The sequence below is a fragment of the Metamycoplasma faucium genome, assembly GCF_045160055.1.
GTDB lineage: Bacteria > Bacillota_I > Bacilli_A > Mycoplasmatales > Metamycoplasmataceae > Metamycoplasma > Metamycoplasma faucium.
Genome location: NZ_CP088155.1, coordinates 676,376 through 699,966 on the forward strand (window position 1 = coordinate 676,376; position 23,591 = coordinate 699,966).

The 23,591-nt window shown below is 22.4% G+C and carries 16 protein-coding genes; 5 read left to right on the forward strand and 11 right to left on the reverse strand.

What is annotated here, in order from left to right:
- Positions 1 to 194 precede the first annotated feature (194 nt).
- From LQ356_RS03175 to LQ356_RS03195, 5 genes are all read right to left on the reverse strand, one after another.
- Complete coding sequence (locus LQ356_RS03175) at positions 195 to 1,001, reverse strand: hypothetical protein (RefSeq protein ID WP_405311468.1); 807 nt, start codon at positions 999 to 1,001, stop codon at positions 195 to 197.
- 121 nt (positions 1,002 to 1,122) lie between these two features.
- The gene (locus LQ356_RS03180) at positions 1,123 to 2,373 is read right to left on the reverse strand and encodes a hypothetical protein (protein ID WP_405311469.1); all 1,251 of its coding nucleotides are present in this window, start codon (positions 2,371 to 2,373) and stop codon (positions 1,123 to 1,125) included.
- A gap of 120 nt (positions 2,374 to 2,493) precedes the next feature.
- A complete protein-coding gene (locus LQ356_RS03185) occupies positions 2,494 to 8,628 on the reverse strand; it encodes an SGNH/GDSL hydrolase family protein (RefSeq protein WP_405311471.1) in 6,135 nt (2,044 codons plus the stop codon).
- A 14-nt stretch (positions 8,629 to 8,642) separates the two neighbouring features.
- Positions 8,643 to 9,230: a hypothetical protein gene (locus tag LQ356_RS03190; protein ID WP_405311473.1), complete on the reverse strand. Its 588-nt coding sequence runs from the start codon at positions 9,228 to 9,230 to the stop codon at positions 8,643 to 8,645.
- Between the two features lie 20 nt (positions 9,231 to 9,250).
- Positions 9,251 to 11,605: a hypothetical protein gene (locus tag LQ356_RS03195; protein ID WP_405311475.1), complete on the reverse strand. Its 2,355-nt coding sequence runs from the start codon at positions 11,603 to 11,605 to the stop codon at positions 9,251 to 9,253.
- Positions 11,606 to 11,737: 132 nt separating this feature from the next.
- On the opposite strand from LQ356_RS03195, the gene LQ356_RS03200 reads away from it, so the two are divergent.
- On the forward strand, positions 11,738 to 14,086 hold the full coding sequence (locus LQ356_RS03200) for an SGNH/GDSL hydrolase family protein (protein ID WP_405311476.1): 2,349 nt from the start codon (positions 11,738 to 11,740) through the stop codon (positions 14,084 to 14,086).
- Here the strand turns inward: LQ356_RS03200 and LQ356_RS03205 are convergent.
- From LQ356_RS03205 to LQ356_RS03220, 4 genes are all read right to left on the reverse strand, one after another.
- Entirely contained in the window at positions 14,069 to 15,748 is a 1,680-nt protein-coding gene (locus LQ356_RS03205; RefSeq protein WP_405311477.1) for a GIY-YIG nuclease family protein, read from the reverse strand. The genes LQ356_RS03200 and LQ356_RS03205 overlap by 18 nt on opposite strands.
- Entirely contained in the window at positions 15,741 to 16,667 is a 927-nt protein-coding gene (locus LQ356_RS03210) for a gamma-glutamylcyclotransferase (RefSeq protein WP_405311479.1), read from the reverse strand. Before LQ356_RS03210 ends, LQ356_RS03205 begins: the two co-directional genes overlap by 8 nt.
- Before the next feature lie 95 nt (positions 16,668 to 16,762).
- Positions 16,763 to 17,911 carry a tRNA uracil 4-sulfurtransferase ThiI gene (gene thiI, locus LQ356_RS03215; RefSeq protein ID WP_405311480.1) on the reverse strand — a complete coding sequence of 383 codons (1,149 nt, stop codon included), beginning with the start codon at positions 17,909 to 17,911 and terminating at the stop codon, positions 16,763 to 16,765.
- Between the two features lie 11 nt (positions 17,912 to 17,922).
- Complete coding sequence (locus tag LQ356_RS03220; RefSeq protein WP_405311482.1) at positions 17,923 to 19,632, reverse strand: hypothetical protein; 1,710 nt, start codon at positions 19,630 to 19,632, stop codon at positions 17,923 to 17,925.
- A gap of 47 nt (positions 19,633 to 19,679) precedes the next feature.
- On the opposite strand from LQ356_RS03220, the gene rpmG reads away from it, so the two are divergent.
- The 3 genes from rpmG to nusG are packed head-to-tail and all read left to right on the forward strand — an operon-like array spanning position 19,680 to position 20,643.
- Positions 19,680 to 19,826: a 50S ribosomal protein L33 gene (gene rpmG / locus LQ356_RS03225; protein ID WP_405311484.1), complete on the forward strand. Its 147-nt coding sequence runs from the start codon at positions 19,680 to 19,682 to the stop codon at positions 19,824 to 19,826.
- Positions 19,826 to 20,038, forward strand: a complete 213-nt coding sequence (gene secE / locus LQ356_RS03230; protein ID WP_405311485.1) for a preprotein translocase subunit SecE — start codon at positions 19,826 to 19,828, stop codon at positions 20,036 to 20,038. The genes rpmG and secE overlap by 1 nt, the downstream gene beginning before the upstream one ends.
- Positions 20,039 to 20,046: 8 nt before the next feature.
- The gene (gene nusG, locus LQ356_RS03235) at positions 20,047 to 20,643 is read left to right on the forward strand and encodes a transcription termination/antitermination protein NusG (RefSeq protein ID WP_405311486.1); all 597 of its coding nucleotides are present in this window, start codon (positions 20,047 to 20,049) and stop codon (positions 20,641 to 20,643) included.
- A 30-nt stretch (positions 20,644 to 20,673) separates the two neighbouring features.
- Here nusG and LQ356_RS03240 read toward each other — a convergent pair whose 3' ends face one another.
- The gene (locus LQ356_RS03240) at positions 20,674 to 22,086 is read right to left on the reverse strand and encodes an endonuclease (RefSeq protein ID WP_405311487.1); all 1,413 of its coding nucleotides are present in this window, start codon (positions 22,084 to 22,086) and stop codon (positions 20,674 to 20,676) included.
- Between the two features lie 104 nt (positions 22,087 to 22,190).
- A complete protein-coding gene (locus tag LQ356_RS03245) occupies positions 22,191 to 22,859 on the reverse strand; it encodes a DUF402 domain-containing protein (protein WP_405311488.1) in 669 nt (222 codons plus the stop codon).
- A gap of 87 nt (positions 22,860 to 22,946) precedes the next feature.
- On the opposite strand from LQ356_RS03245, the gene trmB reads away from it, so the two are divergent.
- Positions 22,947 to 23,576: a tRNA (guanosine(46)-N7)-methyltransferase TrmB gene (trmB, locus tag LQ356_RS03250; RefSeq protein ID WP_405311490.1), complete on the forward strand. Its 630-nt coding sequence runs from the start codon at positions 22,947 to 22,949 to the stop codon at positions 23,574 to 23,576.
- The last annotated feature ends 15 nt before the right edge of the window (positions 23,577 to 23,591 follow it).

The following is a 23,591-nucleotide window of genomic DNA, read 5'->3' on the forward strand; positions in this document are numbered from 1 at the left end:
CTTATCCAAATAGTAATTAAAACAAAGGATAAAATTAACATAGGAATAAACAATAATAAAAACATTATTTCCTCCTAGAAATATTTTTTAATATTGTTATTTTAATATAAAAATCTAAATTTATATATGCTTTCATTAAAAATTAAAAAATATGACTTTATTATTGAGTCATATTTTTGATAATTATTTCATAATTAAATAGCTTTTATTGCTAATAAAATGTATAGTAAAAGATTTAAAAATGACATAAAAATTAAAAAACCTAAAACTATTCATTGAACTGTGCTTGCTTTATTTTCTTCTTTAGCAGCTTTTCTTTCTTTTAGCTGAACATCATCGTATAATGTACGCGCTGAAGAAACAACTATTTTATCAGTTCCAAATCCTGACATATCTTTAATATATACTGAAGATTCAACATTACCTTTTTTAATAAAGTAGAAAACTTCAAGTCTTTTGTCATTAATTAAAACTTTTTCAATTTTAACTTCATATCCTGGTAATTCACCTTTAATGTGTGAAGGTAATACTTCATCTAATTTTAAAGAAGTGTTTAATAATGTTAATTTAACATTCTTAGCTAAGTCATTCATTCCAAAACTTTGTGCTGACATAGCCATTGTTCTATCATTTGCAATAGATATTGCAGATAAAGGAGTTATTAAATTATTTTGTTTTAAAAAGTCAATAACTTTATCCTTAGGAACTTTAATTGTAGGTGCTTTTACCATAATTACTTTAGCTTGTGGTAATGATGCAAAACCTTCATATTTATTTGCCTTGTTAAAATAAACGTTAGATGCAACTTTGGTTTCACTAGCAATGTCAATGAAAAATTTCAATGCTTGGAAAAAGTCTGCAAAAGGTTTAGGAGTAACTTTTTGTTGTGGATTAATTTCAGCAAACAAGAATACTACTTGATTTGTTTTTGGATTTAATACTTGAGCAATATAATATTTTTTAAGTGTTGTTGTTGATAATTGATTTTTGTTTTCTTCCATTTTTTATTCCTATATTTTGTAATTTGTAATAATTTAAAATTAATATAATTATATTACATTTATCAATTTTTAAAATATTATTAAAATCTATATGAGAAATTGAACTTCTCCATTTCTTTTTTTATGCTTCAACAATAAAAGTATCTAACATTTTTTGAATAATGTATCTAATTTTATATTCAGGTTTATTCTTATCTTCTTCGCTTAGATTATCTAATGATAAATTGTCTAGTTTAGCGATTTTTAAAATTAATTTTTTAATTCTTGCAACAAATTGTTTAGGAACTTTTAATTTTTGTCAATCTTTGCTAAAAATTTCTATATTTTTAAAATTAGTATTTAAACCAAGTGAAGATAATTTTTTTACATTTTCAATGAATTTTTCCAATTCAGATTTTGTATTTGAATACATTGATGTATCTATCTTTGATAAAATTAATTCGAGTAATTTAAACGATTCTTCCGTTTCGGTAAATTTATCAATAATCTTTTGAATATCTCCATTAAAAAATCTTGGAATTTTTTTATCTATATAATTGTTGCCATTGTTTTCATCAGTTATTTTTGCAAGTGAAAAATAAAATTGAACGTCAATATCTTGTGATTTTCATGTACCGGTTGTTTCATCATAACTAGGTTTTGGCAATTCTTTATATAAGTAATTATCTTGATTGTAAAATTGTTGAAAATATTTTTCCAACGAAGCAGCTAAAGTGTTTGTATTATCTTTTTCTTTTGTAAAATCTAATCCTATTTTTGCTAAACCAATTAATCCTGGAGTAAATCTACCAACTCCTCTAGCTTTGTCAAATGATAGTGCTTTTAGCATACTATCATTAGCTTTTACAAATTTAGATTTATGAGCAAAAGCTCCTGTAGGGTTAGCGGATAAAACTGCAGTTGGAATAACTCCTACACCCGCAATTAATGCTCCTGAAAATCTTGTTACGAATGTTGATTTTTCATTATCTTGTCTAATTCTAATGTTTTTCGTAATTGGGCGATGCAATACTGCAATTAATATTTCACCAATAATATTAAATATTAAAATAATGCCTAGCATAATCAAGCCATTTAATAATTTTAAAATAACTTTTGCATCATCAGGAGAAGATAGACCCAATGTTGAATTTTTAAGATCTATCTTCTTAATAATTTGATTACTTATTAAAGGTGCTATTCCAATAGCAATACCTAAGCCTAATATTGAAAACCCTAATATTGTTACTCCGCCTCAAATTCCTCGCCTTATTCCACTAACAATACCAATAATAATAACCAAACAAAAAATTATTATTGGTATCGCATAAAATGCAGGTTTTGAAGATGCATTTTCTCAATTTGTAACAAAATTTGATAATTTATTACTCATATTACCTCATTAAATATTATTTTATATTTTAACAAAACATACAATTAATTTTTAAATAAAATAAAAAATATGAAGCCAAAAAATATTAACTCCATATTATTTTAAGAAAGATTTATTTATCTATTCTTTATCCATATCTTTATATAAATAACCATATTTTAATAATTTAGCAATTAAAACTATATTTGGAAGGTTGTGATATTTATTATCAAATTTTTCATAGTTATATATAAACGAAAGAATTGAATCATCACTTCAGTCTGTAAAGTTTTTATATGCATTTGAATGAGAATCATTTCCATTAGCATATCCAGAAAAGAATGAAGATCAATATTGATAACCAGATGATGTTCAACCAGAATAATATTCAATTCCTATTTGCTTTGCAGATTTTTTATTTCCATATAAATTTTTTAATTTATTTTTTAGATTTTCATCTAAATAATGTTTAATAACATCATCTATTGACTTAGAAACAAAAGTTCTAACGTTTGCTTGAACAAGAAAAAACCTAAAATCTCAGAAATATTGTAAAGCATTATTTTCCTTTAATTTAGAATATGCCATCATCATGATTGAAGTATAAATTCTATTTATTGCTTTATAACTATTTAATTTTTTCACTTCTTTTATATCTTCATATTTTTTAGAAGTTACATCATTTAAATATCTTCTTACTGCAGGTATAAACACTGATTCTAAAAGAGGTATGCTAAGTAATTGTGGTAATAATGAACCAAGATCAGCACCACTAAATTTTTTAAAAGTAATATTTAAATCTTTTGTTTTTTCATACTTAGAAGGCTCTTGACGCTTAGGTTGTTTAAGTTCGGTATTTCTTAAACTTGTCATTAAAGCTCTTGATTTAAATTTATCTATTTTGTCTAAATGTTTTTTAGCTTCTTCTTTTAAAACACCACTAAATAATAATGAATACAATCCTCCATCTAAATTAAATATATTCATTTCAAAAATATAATTAATTGCATTAATAAATGCATCAGGATCAATGTTTCTAAATATTTCTCTTATTTTTGTGCCTTGATTTAATATTCCAGATAAAGTTATTTTTTCATTATCATTAGAATCGGTTATAAATTTAATAGCACCCTTTATAATTGTATTTTTCAATTCTTTAAATTGATCATCAGTATTTGTAGGAATATTTTTTAATCCTTCTATTATGTTATCCATAATAGTTTCAAACAATGTTCCTTGATTAATTGCCGCTCTTAAAAATGAATCAATTGCTTTTCAAATTGTATCTTTATTTTTAGCAATAACTGAAGGGTTATATAATTCAGGGTTTTTCTTTCAAATATTGGTTAATATTGTATCAATTTGCTTTGCAAATAAGGCGTCTCTTTCAAAAATAATTGATTTTATCAGTTTAATTCATGCATCTTTTAATGGTTTAACATCTTGATTAAATGTACGATGAATTAAATCTATTCATCTTTCAGAGCCAACAAATTTATCGGCATTATTTAAAACAAGTTTAATTATTTCTTTAATTAAATCTTTACTGTCTACATTTTTAATGATAGATCTAATTAGATTTATATCTATATCTTTAATAGGCAATTTTGTAAGGAATTGTTCAATATATTTGTTTAAATCAATTTCATTTAGTTTTAAATCATTATTAATTAATTGAGTGTACAAATGATCAAATAAAGCATTTATTTTATCAACATTTTCTTTTAAAACATCTAAATTTAAAATTTTAACTAAAAATTTAATGTCAGTAAAATTAAATGATTTAAACATATTGATTAAATTATTAAGTATATTTTGAGGTTCATCAATTGAAGAGATAAGCGTATCAAATGTTTGATTATACAATCCTAATGAATCAATTGATTTAAATGAATTTCTAATAAATGAATTTAATAATTGATCATGCGAAGCATTAATATCTAAGCCATATTGTTTTGCATAATTTTTTAGAAGTTCAGTTAGAACTGATTGAATAGTAGGATCAGCAACAATAGAGTTTAAAATTTCTTTTATTTGTTCTTTTATGTAATCTTTTTCTTTATTAATAAATGATTTTATAATTTCTTGAACTGAATCTTTTGATTCATATTCATCAATATCTTCCATGAATTTATAAACTAAATCAATAATAAAATTGATAGCTTTATCATTATTTAAGATATTAAATATAGCTGACTTAAATGTTGCTTCCGTAACTTTTTCTTTAATATTTTGAGGTAATTTATCCCAAATAATATTTTCAAATTTGTATTTTTCTACTATGAAAGCATAAACATTTTTTAATAATTTAATGATTAAAGCTTTATTATTCGTAAATGCTTGTGATTTTGAAATAGCTTTAATTAATTTAAGAACATTTTCTTTTGAATCAACACCAAGATATTTATCTTTTAAATCGTTTGTTCATTTTGATAATGCCTCAGTTATTTTTGATAAATCAAATTTTAATATTGCAGGTAATAAAGCTTTAAATAGCGAAAGTAAAATTTGCTCACTATCATCTAACGTTTTAACTAGCTCAGGTATAAAATCAAGTAGTTTAGTTTTTTCTTCATCAGTTAGGTTTTCTAAGAGTTTATATTTATTAGCTAATCTAAAAATTAATTCTTTAATTTTTTCATCAGAAGTTATGTTTTTAAATATTTTTTCAACTAATAATGAAGGTTTATTTTCATTATCTAAAAAGATTAATTCAAGCAATTTATCTAATGAATTAATATTTGAAAAATCATATTGTTTGTCAAATGCTATTTTGTATAAATAGTCAAAGATCATTTCAAAGTTTTTCTTTTCAAATATTTTTTCAACTAAATATTTATATTCTTCATCAGTATAAATATCTTTTAATGAAGTTTTTAAAAAAGTTAATAATTTGTCTTTTACTTCTTTTAAAAGTAATTCTTGTATTTTTTCATTTTCATATAGAGACATAAATAATTTTTTAATGTCTTGTTTATGTGATTTAAATGCAGGATATTGATTGAAAAATTTAAACAATTCAACTTCATTGTTATTAATTCTCTCGACAAATTTAACTTTTATTTGGTTTAAAAATGCTGCAATAAATTCATTTAATTTAAAGTTTGTTCCTTTTTCTGAAACATATCTCATGATTCATTGTTGTGAAGGAATAATACCGTTTATTTTATTATCCAATTTAAATATTCCACCAATTGCAGCATCAAGGATAAATTTAATTTTCGCATCATCTAATGATTGTGAAATATTTGGATAATGTTTATTTAAATATTTTTTAATTATTTTAACTAAGATTTGTTTTACTTCATCTTTGTGTAAAAACTTATTAGCAAAGTCTTTTATTTTTTTAGGAAACTCATTATATAAAAATGAATCTTCTTTAAAGATTTGTTTAAGAATATCACCAATGTTAGTTATGCTATCAATATCACTATTCGATAAGCTGCTTAAAACATTAATTAATGAATCAATTAATAGTGAAGATAGATCGTCATCATTTAAGGCGTAGTTAAAAAGTTGTTTAAAATCTGATTCATCAATATAATCAGAAAGAGATGATTTAATGTTTTCTCAAAGTAAGTTTGAAATGACATTTTCTTTGGTTTTAATAAATGTAAATATGTTTTTAAATAATGTTTTTATATCATCTCAATCAAAAGTGGCATTTTTAGCAAATGCTTTAATAAATTTAGTTATATTTTGATCATAATCATTTAAGAATGATTGACTAAATTTTTTGATTGAATTATTTAAAATGGTTGCAAAATTTAAATTAAGACCATTTTTTGCAATTTCGTTTATCGTTTCATTTGAAAGTAATTCAATTAATTTAAATTCATTATTTTCTTGAACTAATATATTTAAAAATTTTTTAATGATTGCGTTTTGATCTTTTATGTCTTTAAAAATAAAGCTATAATCTTTATCTAAATATTTTCTAATTAATTTTACTAATATTTCCTTAATTTCATCATCATTTAATAATTCATTAAATAAATTATTAATTGAATTACTTAATTCTTTGTTAGTTTTTGATGATGAAAAGAAAAACTTAATTAATTCATTAAAAGTAGATGCAGAATTAAAGTTAGGATTTTCAGATGATGATAATATTGATTTTAAAGAAGTTCCAAAAAATTTAGGTAAATTATCCGATTTAACTATTTTTGAAAGTAATTTACGATAATCTTCAAGCGATAAATATTCAGAGACTTTATTATAAGTTTTTGAAGCAATAAGATCAATAGATTTTTCTAATTTATTATTTTTTAGAGCTGATTGTAAAAATAATTCAATTGCTTTTGAAAAACCCTCTTTATATTCTTTAGAAAAATCACTATCTAATATTTCTTTAGTTAAAGATAATAAACTTTCAGGTTTAAAAAATGTTTCCCTAAAAATCTCAAGTATATATTCTTTCTTTAAAAAAGCAACACCAGCAAGCCCATCGTTGTCTCAGTCTTTTTCATCAGCTAATTTTTGAGCTTTGGTTAATTGTTCTTTAAATCATTTTGACGATTTAAATCACTTAACTAACGCTTTAACTGAAGCATAGTTTGATGATTTAAAGAAATTTAATAATGTTTCGTTTGGATCAAATTCCCTAATTAAAGATGAACCTAAATATTTAATAAACATTGATATTGCTATTTCATTTAACATATCTGTCGGAAAATTTGTAAGTCGTTTTGCAAAATTTGCATTACTAATTTGTGATTTAATTGACTTATAAAGTTCATCTTCTGATAATAGGTTTTTTAATGCTTCATCTTTTTCGTTTCCAAATAATTTTTTATAAACTTCGGTGGGGTCATCTCTTAATTCAACAGTATGAAAATGAGTATTTGCATTTTTATTTATGTAATGATTAGATCATCCAAAACGAGATAAATTACGTCTATCAATTTCTCCGTTAGTTAATTTAAGATAAGCATCTCAAGCCATTTTTTTATAACCATAAATTGTTGGATGGATATCAAACACCATTGAAGCAAGTTTTTGTTGATTTTTGTTTCAAAATTCTGCATCAAATGTATCTAAATATCCAACATTTAATTTTTTGATATTTGCTTGTGAAACTGCATCTTTAATTGCATTATTCAATTGATCAATCAATAGTTCTGGAATGTTAAAGTTTTTAAATTGTTGTTTTATGTTATCTGATAAAAATTCAATAATTGAAGAAACAAATCTAAGAATAGGTGTTGGATATGAAACTAATGACAAATTAACATTAGGGTTTATTTCTTTAATTCTCTCAATTAATTTTAATACTCTAGCTTTAATTTCTTCTTGAGCAACATTAATAAAATCTAATGCAAATTTTATTAATGTATTTTGATCAAGAGAACCTTTTAACATAAGTTCATTTATTAATTTATTAAAATTAGATGCTTGAAGTAATGAACTTATCATTCGTAAAAAATCATTAGCTCCAATTGTCATTGTCATTAAGTTTGCTTCTTTAATTTTCTTAATTAGAAGTTTCTTAAATTCATCTAAATTACCAAAACGATTAAAAGTTGTTTTATATAAACTATCTGAGTTTTTGAATAACGAATTAGTAGACTCATAATTAACGCCCAATAAATCAAGTCATTCTAGCGCTGTAGCATTAGATGCTGCAAAATTATCAAATTCTTCTAGGCGACCTTTTTCATTATTTAATAATGATGCTAAGTATGCAGCAAAAGACATACCATTAACTTTTCCATTTTTAAGACTTCCGTGATAATCTTGGTCTAAAAGTCCAGTAAAACCAGCAGATATTGAATCTCCAATTGATAAATATTTAATTTTCGAATTTTTATCAATGAAATTATTAGATTTTGTATTATAAATTTTATTAGGGTCGTTAGGTTCAGGGTTTGTTTTCTTTTTAAACCCTTCTATTGTAATAGTTCTTTCCCGTGAAATAATTTTAGGATTTTTTTTCGATTTTAAAGAAACTTTTAATTTTAAAATACCCAAATCAGATTGGGATTTATCTAATGAAACTGAATTAATTTCATATTTAGTTTGATCATAATTATAAAAACTAATATCTTTTTTTTCTATGCTAGAAGCACTAGTATTAGCTTTATTAATTTTCGGAGATAATTTTGCTTTAAGTTTATTTAGCTCCTTGCCAATTTGGTGATCTTTTTCTAGAGTAATATTATTATCTGGATGTTTTTCTTTTTCGCAGCGACAACTAATAGCTGTAAATGGAATTGCAAAAATAGAACTTGAAATTAATCCAAATAAAACTTTGCTTGATTTTTTGTTTTGTTTCATATCTCTCCTAATTATTAAATATTTTTATATTCGCTTAATATTCAAGATTCATAATCTTGTTTGACTTTTTCTAAAGATAATTTTGATTTTTTTCATAATGCATTAGTCATATTTTTATCTTTTTTAAGTTGTTCAATATTATTGTATAAAGTCTCCATTGGTTTAAAAATTCTTTGTAGATTATTAGCTAAAGATATAAATTTAGGTAACATATCTTGATATTCTTTTTTTAATCCATTATAGTGTTTTCTTTTTTCAGATAATTGTTTTTTAGTTTTATCAATATTTTTTTGGATCATTGCTTTTTTATTTGCATCATTTTCTTTATCTAAATTATCTTGAAGTTTAGTTAATTCTTTATCAATTTTCTTAACCTCAACATCAACAGATTTATATTGATTTTCTAGTTTGCTTAAATCATCTTTTCTGGTTTCCAATATTTTTCTATACTTTTGATAATATCCATTACATTCTTTTAACAATAATAATGTTGAAATTTTAGGGGATGTTAATAAGGCACCAACCGTTATTGAAGCACTTAATACGATAGAAGTCGGAATTAATGTTCCTAATAGAATTTTTCTTTTCTTTGATTTTTCCATATCTTTTTCCTTTTATCTTTTTAATTTAAGTATTTAATTATTTCATTAAAAAATTTCATATGAGCTGTAGCAAGAGGAACCGCTTGACCAAAAATTGATTTCATTGTTGAAAACATTTCCCCACTTAAAGCATTTCATTCTCTACCAATTTTATCTAATTCATCACCTTTACCTGGGAATTTTTGTTCTAAGTCGCGTCAATGTTCGCTTCACATATTTTGAAACTCTAAAACTAATGGTGCTAATTCTTGTTCAAGTTTAGCTAAATCATCTAATGTTAAAGATTCAATATTTAAATTCGCTATATTAGGTATTAATGTTTTTCGAACATATTTTTGATAAAAATCGATCGACTCTTTAATTACACCTTCTAGAATTGATACTCCTTTAAGTTCTTTAACTTCTCTCAAACGAGTAAAAATTGTTTCGATAACACTTAGTAAAATATCACCTTTGTTTGCAATAAAATCAGTCATCTTTTTAAGCATTTTTTTAATAAATTCTTTAGTTAGAATTTCATTTAAAAACTTAATTCCATCTTTAATACTATCTTTATTTTGGATTGCCGCTTGCAAAACTTCAATAGTAATGTCATTAATTAACAATGATAAAGCTTCAAGTGTTTCAATCACTTTTGGATAATCTTTTTCACTTAATCTAATTTTAATAAATGGTTCTTCAAAAGCTTCTAGCAATTTTTCATATAAAGATTTTTGAGCCTGAATTAAAGTTTTTAAAGCCTCTGATATTTTTTCAGGATTGTTAGATTTACCTTTCAATTCTGCTTCAAATGTATCAAAAGCTGAATCAACTTTTTCTAATAATTTAGTTTTTGCTTTTTGTAATAATTGTTTAAAACTTGCTTTTTTTAATTCGTCCTTGATTGTTTCATTCAACAAAATGTCATTTAATTTTTTATTAATTTTTTCAATATCAGCTTTTGATGAAAATGGTGATTCATATATTTTTTTAGCTTCTTCATATGTTTCTTTAATATTTAATTTTAAATTAGCAATTTCTGGATCTAATTCAAAATCATAAACTTTGTTTTTTTCAAAAATGCCTAATATTTTTCTTAAGTCTTCAGTTTTTTTAGAAACTTCAACATTTTCGATCAAACTAGTTAATTTTGCCACTTCATCCATAGCATCATATCATTTAACTTCATCTTTCTTATTTTGTAATGATTTTAAATTTTTAACTGTATTATCAAAATATGATTTAAGTCAAGGATTATTAGACTTATTGATATTTTCATTTAATTCTTTGAATATTTTTCCATATTCAGTATTTTCATTAAGAAAAATATCATCTAATGATTCAAGCATTCATTTATAAGTTTCTTTTTCTAATAAAGTTAAATATCTTTCTAAGAATTTATCTAAATCTTCAGTAGATGTTGTTGCTGAAATTTTGCTCTTAAATTCAGTTATCATTTTTGTAAATGTAGCTTTTGTATTAGTGTCAAATACATCAAATTGATTTTTAAATACTTCAATTAAAGAATCGAACCTTTCTTTAACCGTTTTGTCAAGATTAATTATATCTATGTTAGATAATTCATATAAATTTTTTAGTCTTTTTTTAAAAGTTTCAAACAAGAATTTTTGAGTCACAAGTTGGTTGCTTGCAATATTGTCTGATAATTCTTTAATTTTATTATATTCATTTTTAAATGCTTTTAGCATTTTATCGTTATTATTATTCAAAATTTGTGCAGCAAAACCATTATTCAATTCAGTTGATAATTTTTCTTTTATTTTTTTATTTCCGATTTCTGAAACAAGGTCTTTTAATTGATTTCAAGCAGATAATTTTTCTTCAATATTTTCAAGAATTTCTTTATCTTCACTTGAATTATCAAATTTAACATCAGATAGTTCATTATAATTTAGATTTTTAATTGTTGAATAATATGAATTAATTTTTTCTTGAGTATTACTATCTAAATTACCTTCAGTTATTTCTTTAAATGTAGCTCAAAATTTTGAATTGTTAAAATTAATATTTAAATTAAACAAGTCAGTTAATAAAGCGTCTTTAAACTTTTTAATAACTGCATTTGAAGCATTTTGAATTTCAGTTAAAAATGCATTATCAACTTTTGATAACTTATTTAATTTATTCGCGATTTTATTTTTAATTGATTTTACTTCATTTGAACTAGATATTGCTTTTGCATTTGTAACACTAGAATTTTCAACATATCCAATAAAATCATCAAAATTATTTTGTAACTTTTCTAATTTATCTTTAAATTCTTTGAGTTGAGGATTATTTTTATCTTTTTCTTTACATGAAGCTGCTAAGAATAAAGGTGATACCATGATTGGTGAAATTGTTAATAATATAGAAAGCTTATTTTTTAACTTCATTTATTTTCTCCTAAATTTAAATTAGTGTTTTATGATATATTTATATTATTATTAATATAATAATTGACACATTATACCAAAATAGCATAAAATTAATGATGAATATAGCAATATATTAGAAAAAGAGAAAATATGAGTGTAAAAAAGAAAAAAATTTTAATATCAACCTCAATAGTACTAGCTAATTTAGCTATTTGCTCAACTGTAGGAAGCTCTATTTATTTAGGGATAAAAAACGATAAAGCCAATAAAATTGATAAAATCAAGGATTATAAAAGCAATCTAAATAATGATAATGATTACAAAATAGCAAAAAACATAATCAACATCAATGAAAAAATTCATTATTTTGCAATGGGTGATTCAATTTCGGCTGGATTTACTGGGATGCTCGATAAAGATTATCCTGGTTCTTTTGATGAAGTAACTAAAAAATTTTCAGGCGCTTCATTTCCTACTTACCTTGCTAAATTGTTGTATGAATTTGACAAAGAAAGATTTGGCTCATATAAAAATATAAGTTTATCTGGAGCTAGACTTAGTGATATTATCAATTTATTCAATTGAAAACACAACCCGCTTCATGATATTGAACTAAAATCACAAAAAAACTTCGGCACCACTGAAGAAGAAAAAGAAAAATATAGACAAGACATAATTAAAGCAATTAAAAAATCAAATTTAATGACTCTTTCTTATGGAGCAAATGATATTTTTGAAGTATTGGGCACTATTTTTAGTAAACCTAAATATAACACTATATTAAGTGACATACAGGATTCTAAAAAGAGAAATGCTGCTTTAATCAAAATAATATCTGTTCTAAAAGAAGCTGTTGATGAAATAAACAATAGATATACAACTGTTATTCAAAATATTAAAAAGATAAATCCCAACACTAATATAGCGCTTAATACTTATCCAATGCCTTTAAATAGACTAACTAGAGTTATAGACTCATTAGTTCTTGGTTTGAAAGGATTATCAAATTCAATTATTGATATTTTAAACAATCAAATAATAAAAGCGTCAGCAATTGCAAATAACGTTTCTTTTTTAAATTCCTATGATAAAAAATATTGAACTGAAAATCAATCAAAATTAACTCAAGTGATTACAGATATTCATCCAACAATGTTAGGATATAAAAAAATGGCAATGGATGCTTTTATCAAATTGACAACTGGATATAAAAGTTTTGATAAATATAAGAAACTAGACTTATATTGAAATAATGATTTTGTAAATAAAGATGAATCAGAAAGAATAATTGATACTTTACTAAGTACAAATGAAATATTAAGAAGAGCATTTAAAAATAAAAAATATATCGATTATCTTTATGATCTAGAAAATGATGAAATATTTAAGAATGTTGAAAAAGATTCATTAAATAAACCTTTATATGGTGAACATAACATCGGAAAAAGAATCGTCGGTGAAATGCTTAACTGAATACTAGATGGTATATTTAATAATGTTGAAAAAGCTAATGCTGATTCAATCATAAATAATTTTGTTGATATAAATGTGTTTAAAAAAATAATTTCTGGTAAAACTAATAACAAACCTAACAAAGATGTCATTAAAGAATTTTTTAAAGAAACAAAATTTTTTGAAAAATTAATTGATGAGCTTCATAGATTTTTTATTCATGAAGATTATGATAATGATGGAAGACCTGGAGGAACATACATTGAAAAAGGAATCTTTTTTGATAGATTATTTTTAACATTATTTAATAAAAAAATATTATGAAAAAATTTAATTAATCCTTTTCGAAAAAGTTCTTTATATAAAGACAATATTGAATTATGACATCAATTCTTAAAATCAATTTTTGATAAGTTGTCAGATAACTCAACACTTGATAATTTTATTGATTTATATTTTGAATATGTTTACGATGAAAACAATAATTCATTTGAAAAAAGAAACGATGCTAAAAAGTTCTTTAATGCATTATTCAAAAATAAAAATTTACATAATTTAATATATGAATTAATAAAAAATATCGTGTCTTCAAATGATAGTAGTATTGATTATAATTCAATAGAATCTTTAAATGAATTATTAAAATTAGATAAATCCATTTTAACAAAAATCAAACCATTAATGGAACAATTAATATTTGATTTATTAACAAATGAAAATATGGAAGAATTTAGAACACATTTAGCGGAAAAAATAATTAATATAAAAACTAAATTCAAGTCCAGTTTTAAAGATATGCATAATTTAATTGACATTAACAAAGTAAATATTGAAAAAACTAGAAGAATAATCAATGAAGCAATTTCTATATTATCAAAAAAAGATAATGCATTTAATAACTTAATAAAACTATTAACTCAAAAAGTTTTTACAACTTTTGATGCCAATAAATTTTTTATAGAAAAAATTTTTACGTCAAAAGATTTTGATTGATTATCAGAAATATTCAGTGACACTGAAATCGATAAATTAAAATCTATTCGCTAATATTTTTTTAGCTAATGGTAACCCTACAACTTTTTTTAATTCATCTAAAGATGCATTATTAATATTTTCAAAAGTTTTAAAATTTTTTTTGAGTATCTCAAGCGTTTTGGAACCTATTCCCTTAATTTTTAATAAATCATTTTCTAATGATGATTCTATTTCTTTATGGTTGTAGAATTTTTTTGCATATCTATCTACTTCGAATTGCATTTTAACTAAAAAATTAAAAACATCTTTGTTATTAACATTTATTTCTTCTCCTTCTGATGATATTAAATAATTAGTTTGATGATTTTCATTTTTAACTAATCCAAAAATAGGTATATCTAAATTAAATAATTTAGTAGCCTTTTTTGCTTCATTAACTTGTTGTATAGAACCATCGACAATTAAAATATTGGGATAATTATTAAATAATTTTAAATATTTGCTAATGGTTAAAAACATATATTCAACATCAGCATTTCTAGAATAATTAACTTGATGAAAAAAATGACGAGACATTTTTGTATTTATTTCTCCATGTTGATATACACAAGCAGCTCCACAAACAATATTGGTATTAATTTGGAATGAATTATCAAAAATTACAATGTTATTGCAATTAACTTTTAATATATTAGAGAGTTGTTCTTGAATATCAATATTAGAATTATTTTTACTGAACTTAGCAAATTTATCTTCAATGCTATTCTTAGCATTTTGATTTGCAAAATTCAACATATTAATATATAGTTTAGTTTTCGGAAGAGAGAAAAATATATTTTCTATATTTATATTTTTAAAATCGTCAGAAATTAAAACAGTTTCAGGTATTTCATTTATTCTATAATAAGTATTTATAAATTCTTCTAGTAAATCGCTTACAGATGAATTTATTTCATAAGCAAAATTATGCTGATTAATTCACATTCCATCTCTATAAAACAAAACAGTTATAAAAAGAATATTATTATAAATTGCTGTGCCAATTACATCAATCTTTTTATTAGATTTTATAAAAACATTTTGTTCGTCATGATTAAATGAAAATACATCAATGACATCAGCATATAATTTAGCCAATTCAAAATCTAAATTATCATTTGCTTTTTTTATTTTTTCTCTTAAATTAAGCAAAAATTTAAAAGGATGATTAATTATATTAACCGCCTCATCATATTTATTTTTTCAATATTTATAATCATTATTAACCACAAATAAACCTTCATTGGAAAGCAAAATATGTGTCAAATATTTAACTAATGGATTAAAGTTTTTATTGTTAGGCAAGGGACCAAAATATATTGTATTTTTTTGTTTTTTATAATGATTACTAATTTTAATTTCTAAATTGTTTGTAAGGAGTTTGATTTTTATGTAAGGAAATGATAGGTTTGTTGGAAATAAAACATTATAAAAAGGTCTATATTTATCAATAAGTTTACGTTCTAAAATAAATGCTTCACGTTCAGAATTACAAATAATAGTCTCAAATGAAAATATTTTATCCCTTAATTTTCCTGTCTTATATGAATTACTATTATTAAAATTAAAATATTGCATCATTCTTGAATGCAATTTTTTTGCTTTTCCTACATAAAGTATTTCGCCATTTTTACCTTTTCAAATGTAAACTCCCGGTAAATCTTTAACATTTTTTATATCTTCACGATTAATCATTAATAAGTTTTTTCTTTCTAATATCAAAGAATAAAGAAAGCAATAAATTGAATCTTTCCCATGGATTTATATCAAATCATTTTATTGGATATTCAATCGCTCTTTCAAAAACACCATATTCTGATTTTGTTACGTTTTTATCTTCAATTAAGCTTAAAATGTAATTAGGTTTATTTTTCAAAAATGGTAATTCAATGTTCATAAATAACGATGTATATTCATAATTATATTTTTCATCAGGAAGTCTATCATAAAATAAATCATAAAATGCAATCGCATTCATGAATTCTTTATGTCCAAAAATAATTGAAAATGCAAAATAATCATCACCGTTTTTTAAAGTTGTTATAATAACTGGCAAAATTATTTTTACATTCTCATCTTTTTTCAATGTAAAACTTAGTGCAAAAAATGGATGTGTTAATTCTTCAATTGCTTCGCTTTGTTCTTTGTCTATTTTATAAACAAAAATGAAATCGTATAAAGGATTGTTCTTTTTATAGTTTTCAAGTTCAATAAAGGCATTTATATTCTTTTCATCCGCATTTGGGTTGAATTGAATAATATTTTCATCTACTTTTTCGGGTTTAGAAATTTCAAGACGAGAATAAACAAATACATTTTCTAAAATTTCATTATTATCTAAAAGTAAAACATTAGCTAAAAATCTTCCATATTGAGGAAAAATAACTCAACGATCTATAGCAAAAAGTTGATCTTTAGTTACTTTAAAAACAACACCATCAACATATGATGATTGCTCTTTTTTTAATAAATTAAATTTTGTTATATCTGTATATTTTGCAAAACCATTTAATCTTGCTTTATGATGTTCTACATTTTCACCAAGTAATTTTGCATAAAATTCTTCGTTTTGTAATGCATCATAAGAAAAAACATATACATTATTATCATCCATTTTTACACCTTTTCACATCTATAAAATTATTATTCTATAAATATTTTAATATATTTTTGATTAATTGAATTTCATTTAACAATATAAACAACTTTCTAAACTTTATAATTAAAAATTTTCATGTTTTGTATTGCTTCACATTCTAAATCTTTCATTTCTATAAGACTTTTTTCTAAATTTTCTATAACATTAATCTTTGGTTTGGTAACGGGATTTTTAGGAGCAAATAATTCACAAGTTTCACATGCTTTAATAATAGAAATATTATAAGTGCCTATTTTTTCAGAAATCAATATAGTTTCATTTTTGTCATTTGTTAACAATGGTCTAAATATTTGTAAATTTGTTACAGATGAAATATTACAAATTGATTCAAGTGTTTGTGATGCAACTTGTGCTAAACTCTCTCCATTCGATAAAACCATAATATTATTTTGCTTTGCAATAATACTTGCAATTCTATAAAAACTTCTTCTCATAAGTGTAATTTTGTATTTTTGATTTTGAATCAAACTGAGATAATTCATTATTTTTGTGTAATTTATTTGGTACAAAGTGCTATCGCCTTGATATTTAGTGAGTATTTTAACAATTTCATTTATTTTATATTCAGTTTTTTTGTCAGTATGAGGCGGAGTAATAAAATTCAAAAACGAAACTTTTAACCCTCGTTTTTGCAATAAATTAGCAGCTACTGGCGAATCAATACCTCCACTTAATAAATGCAATGTTTGCCCCGAAGTATTCATAGGCATACCACCCAGACCAATAAATGAGCTTGTAAACACATATGTTTTTTTATCTCTCACTTCAATGCATATTTTTAAATCAGGATTTTTTAAATTAACTCTTCAATTAGGTTTTATTTTAGAAATATAATTACCATAATATATATTTAACTCATTACTATTTAATTTGAATGTTTTCAAATGTCTTCTAGAATTAATAGAAAATGTTTTTATATTTGTATTATCATCTTTTACTAAATCAAATATAACTTTTTCAATCATTATTAAATCATTATCAACTTCATATGCAATAGAATATGAATTAATTCCAAATATATATTTTAAACAATTTAAATTTTTATCTGAATATTCTAAAAATGCTCTATCATATTCCATATTTATATCACTTGGTTCAACGTATATTAATAAATTATTTTTAAGAGCTTTAATAAAATCTTTTCTATTTTCACCCTTTAATGTTAATTCGCCATATCTTATTAAAATTTTTTTTGTCATCTGAATCATCCTTAATTTATTTTTTCTTTTGTGTATTCTTCAATTAGATCAATTGCTACAAAATAATTATGATTAGCATTATATATTATTAACTTTGAATATAAGTCTTTCAATTCTTCATTTTCTGAAACAAATGGTGCAATTTTTTTAATTGTTAATTTTGTAATTTTTGCAGATTCAATTTCAATTTTTATATGCAAGGCTAAAACTTGTATCAAATCAATATAAAAATTTAATTCATTTTTTAAAACGTTATTTATATCAATATTTTTTTCAATAATATGATATTGCATTTCATTAATTTGATTAATAATATTTTTTATTTCTTCTCTTTCAATATTTAAATTAAATTTTTGGGCAAGTGAAATTATAAAATAATAATATTTTTGAGATTTTAAAAATCTATTTTTTAAAATGTTTTTTTCATTTATTTTATCATCAATATTTTTAGATATTTTTTCATTTTCATAAAGAATGTTTGAAATTGAAATTAATACATTTTTTGTTCTGCTTAAAATACTTGCATCAATTTTAGAATTATTATTCATTTTATTAATTTCTTCAATTTCAATTTCAACATTGGCAAACTCATTATTAATATAATCAATATTGTTTTTATAATAATTATTTAATTTTAAAGTTTTATTAACATTTTTAATTTTCCTTTGGACATATTCAATTTCGTTTTTAATTGTTTCAAAAAAATATTCTAATTGGTTAACAATTATTGATAATAATGATTTAGTCTTTTGCATGAATTGTAATTTTATTAAAGCTAATTCAAGGTCTACAAAAATATCTTTCAATCGTTTTTCAAATTCTATATTCTTTGAAAAATCTAAATATTTAAGACTATTTTTAAATGAAGATAAAATAAAATTTAAGTTATTAGTTGAATATTTTTTATTAAAAACTTCTATTTCAGTACTATTATCAAGTAAATTAGTAATATTGTGTTTGGATAAAATTTTTGCTATAGTTTCAGGTATAAAATTATTTATTAATGAATAATATAATTTACCTTTTGAATATATTGATAGTTTTTCTTGCATTAAATCATTAAACTCACTAAGTTTATTAATAGTTCATTTATGACTTTTTTTCATATAAATATCATTATTAAAAAAGTCATAATATTTAATTATTTCATTGTTAATATTTTCAATTTTTTTTGTAAAAAAAATCAATATATCTGGACTTATTTTTAATTCATTAATTTTTTTATCACATAAACTTATATTAGTTATTTCGCTTTGTATTTTTTGTGGAAATAGTATTTTTTCTTCAATGTAATTAATTATTTCTTTATATGTTTTTCCAATGTTTAAAAATAAATTTTTACTTTTGTTATATGAACTTAAATTTTTAATTAAACATTTTAATTCAAAATTACTGTGGTTCTTAAGATGTATTTTTAATGCATTAAATACTTGATTTGATGTAAATTCATATGATAAGCAAATATTGCTAAAAATATTAATTTTTTTTTCAACATTAATACTATTGTTTTTTAAATCTAAATTTTTATTAGCAAGTTCACTAAATTGTTCTGAATATAATTTAATTTTATTCTTATAAGAAGTGATTTTTTTCAAATTCGATTTTATTTTTTTTATAACTTCTCTAGGCAAAAAATTGTTTAAATAAAAGAATATAAAAATAGTAAAACTAATTAATAAAATTACTAAAAATGTTGATATTAATATTATTGAAATTTTCATTAAAATAATTATATTAATAAAAAGTGATTTTTTATTATAATAATAAAATGTTAAAAACTAAAAAAATAGCATTAGCATGCACAAATTGTTTGCATAAAAATTATTACTTAAACAAAAGCACAAAACAAAGATTAGAAATAAAAAAATTCTGCAAATATTGTAATTCTCAAACATTACATAAAGAGGAGAAATAATGGAAGAACAAAATAAAAATAATATTCCTAAAATTGATTCTACTACTAAAAACTTTATAAAAGAAGTTAAAAGAATTAAATGACCTCGAAGTACAAAAGTTTGAAAATGATTTGGTATTACAATCACATTTTTAATAATTATGTCAGTTTTTTGTTTTTTAATAACTTTAGCATTTACAAGTATTTGAAACGCTGCCGGTATTAAATCATAGGAGCAATTATGGATTTGGAAATAAAAAATAATAATAAATATAAATGATATATGATCTCAACTGTTTCAGGCAAGGAAGACAAAGTAATTGAATCATTGTGAAATAAAATACGTACAGAAGGAATGATTGACTTATTTAACGATATTAAAATTTTTAAAATGCCTCACTTGTCTGGTCGTGAATTAGAAAAAAAATCACGTGGTGAAGAATATAAAATTAAATATGTAAATATTTATAAAGGCTATATATTCTTAAATATGGTTATGACTGATGAAGCTTGATATTTAGTTCGTAATACTCAATATGTAACAGGGTTAATTGGTTCAAGTGGAAAAGGAGCTAAACCAACACCAATTAGTAAAGCTAATTTCGAAAAAATGGTTGAAAAAGAAAAAGTACTTATCGAAAAATTTGAAGCAGGAGATATTGAAACTGCTTACAAAGAAGGAATAATTGTAAAGGTAATAAATGGCCCCTTCTTAAATCAAGTTGGAGAAATTATTAAAAGTAATGATGCAAACGAAAAAGCATTTGTTAATATTGAACAATTTGGCCGTACCGTACCTATTGAATTCTCATATAAGGATTTAGAAATATGTAAATAAAAAAATGATAATGTGCAAATTATCATTTTTTTATTTAACCGATTTTAATACGCCATAATTTTTAAAAGTCAATCCTTTTTTACCTCAAATTAATTCGGGTAAATTTGGATAATCAATAAATGGGTTTCTTAATCCATTGTAATGATTATTGGCAATATCATTATTTCTATCAATTTCAATTTGATCAACTTTATCATTTTTTGCTCATTCATAATAACAATTTAAAAATTTATCATTAAAATATGGGTAAACATTTTTAAATACTTCTGAACCTCGTTGGTTATAACCATTTTGATGAGTTATTTGAAAATAGAAATATGCTCTAGCAAAATCACCTTTAAAATAATCAATAGGTTCACAATATCAATTATCAATTTTTGTTCCATTTTTTGAAGTTTTTGTGGGATTTGAAACATTATAGTGAGGATAATTTCCTCTTCATTGATTAACCATTTTATCGGTAGGCCAAATAAAATGTGCATCATTTCGTGTGGGCTCTACTTTATTAAATCAAGATTGCGGAATAACATGTTCTCGATTATAGACATTCCCTTCTTGATTTTTTTGAGATCCAGGTTTAGGATGACCTCCAACGCCTTCATATTCACCAACATTGAATTCATATGGATCAGGACCAAAAGGATTTTCACTATATACATCCAATATAGTTTTATTTTTTTCAAAATATTTATCTAAAAATGCACTTTCATATACTTTATATAAATATCCATAATTTTTAATTCCGCCCAATTTTTCCTTTTGTTTCTGATAAATGGCATCAAATAATTCTTCACCTTTTAATCCTTCAGCAAATGAATAATAATTATTACTACTGTCATATTCATATTGTGGTGGTTGAGATATATTTTTTTTAAACCCTGAAATCACTTTACTAATAATTTTTGATATTTTTAAATTATCATTAGTTTTAAGTCTATATTTAATTTTTAAAGTTCCTTCTTTATCATTAATTTCTTCAAAAGTAATCATGTCCACATTATATTTACTTTTATCAAAATTTGAGAAATCAAAATCTGAATTATTAACTTCGGAAGGTAATTTTTCCCATTTATTACCTTTATAATCGATACTAATATTATTAGCAATATCATCTATATTATCACCATTAATTTTAGGAGTTGAAATGGTTTTAACCTCATACTTAATTATTTTTTTCGTTATTTTATTTTTAATCTTATATTCGATGATTACCTTATTTTTGTCTTGATAATAATCTGCTTTAAAATCAACTATTTCATAAATATTTAATAATCCTTCTCAAATAAAGTCATCTTTTGTTAAATTATTAAAATTTTTAACATTTGGTTTTAATGTTACACTTTTTAAATTAAATATGTGATTACATTTTGAGGCCATCAAACTTATTGGAATAATTGACAATGAACTACTAAATAATAATATTCTATTTTTTCTATTCAACATATTACCTTCTTTATATTACCTTTTTTAAATCTATATAAATAAATTATAAATTAATAAAACTTTCAATAGAAAAAAACATTATTAATACTTCATGCTTAATTTAATTAAATGTCTCCGGATTCAATAAGCATTTCTTGTAATTCTTCAATAAGTATTTTTGAAAAAATACCATTTTTGGTTTTAAATTGCTCATATAAATAATCTAATTCATCATACAAACGATGAATTAATTCAAAAGGATAATTTAGTTTTTTTATTGACTCTTTAAAGTCTGCTCAATCTATAACGTTAAATTCACCATTTGCATAACTCTTAATATCTATATCAAAATCAATATATTTTATTATTCCATCTTCAATAAAAAAAGGAGAAGCTAAATTAACATAAATATAATTAGCCTTATGTTTATTAAGTGTTATTGAAGCATTATAAAATTTATTTTTGGCAAAAAAGAACAAAATTGGGTCATTAACAATTCAATTAATATCTTCTTCTGATACTTTACTTTTGATTAGCAATAAAACAACAAAATCATCCAAATTTGCAACTATTTTAGCACCTTCATATTGTCTATATAATCTTCCGTCAAATTTAAATGCCTGTATGCTAGTAATTGATCCTATATCAAATAAATGTCTTGGTTTATATTTTTTAAATTCATTATCATATATGCTATTTTTTAACAAGTTGTTATCGCTATCTAAATTTGTTATTTTAATATCATTATCTATTAAGTCTGAAAAACTTTTTATTTCTTTGTTATCATCATTCATAAACTTCTCACTAAATATAAATTGGTTAATAATTAATATTATATTTAGTTTATCATAATTAATTTCATTTGTTAAAATTTATACATTATGAGACTTAGAAATAATCCAAATGCACTAAAAATACTAAATGATAGTAAGTATATTATTAATCAATTCCCTTATGAAATTAAAGAAAATACTATTTTAGAAATTGGTATGGGAAAAGGAACAATGATAACCAATATGGCTTTTGACAATCCTAATACAAACTATATAGGACTTGAAAAATTTGCAACACCAGCATTAAAAGCACTTAAAAAAGCAACTAATTTAAATCTTAATAATTTCATGATATTAATTGGCGATGCAAATAATTTATTAAATTATTTCACTAATAAATTTGATTCTATATGGATAACATTTTCTGACCCTTGACCAAAAAAGAGACATTACAAAAGACGACTAGTATATAGAGATTTTTTAAAAATATACAAAGAAATATTAAAACCTAATTCTAATATATATTTTAAAAGCGATAATGATGATTTATATAATTTCGCAATTGAAGAATTAAAGTATATTAATGCAAACATAATTTATACTACTAATGATTTAGAAAATTCTAAACAACAATATATAAAAAATTATTTTACTGATTATGAAGTTAAATTTAAAGAGAAAAACAAAACAATAAATTTTATTGTTTTTAATTTTTCTAAAAATAATTCTGAAATTTAAGTTTTAATTAAATAC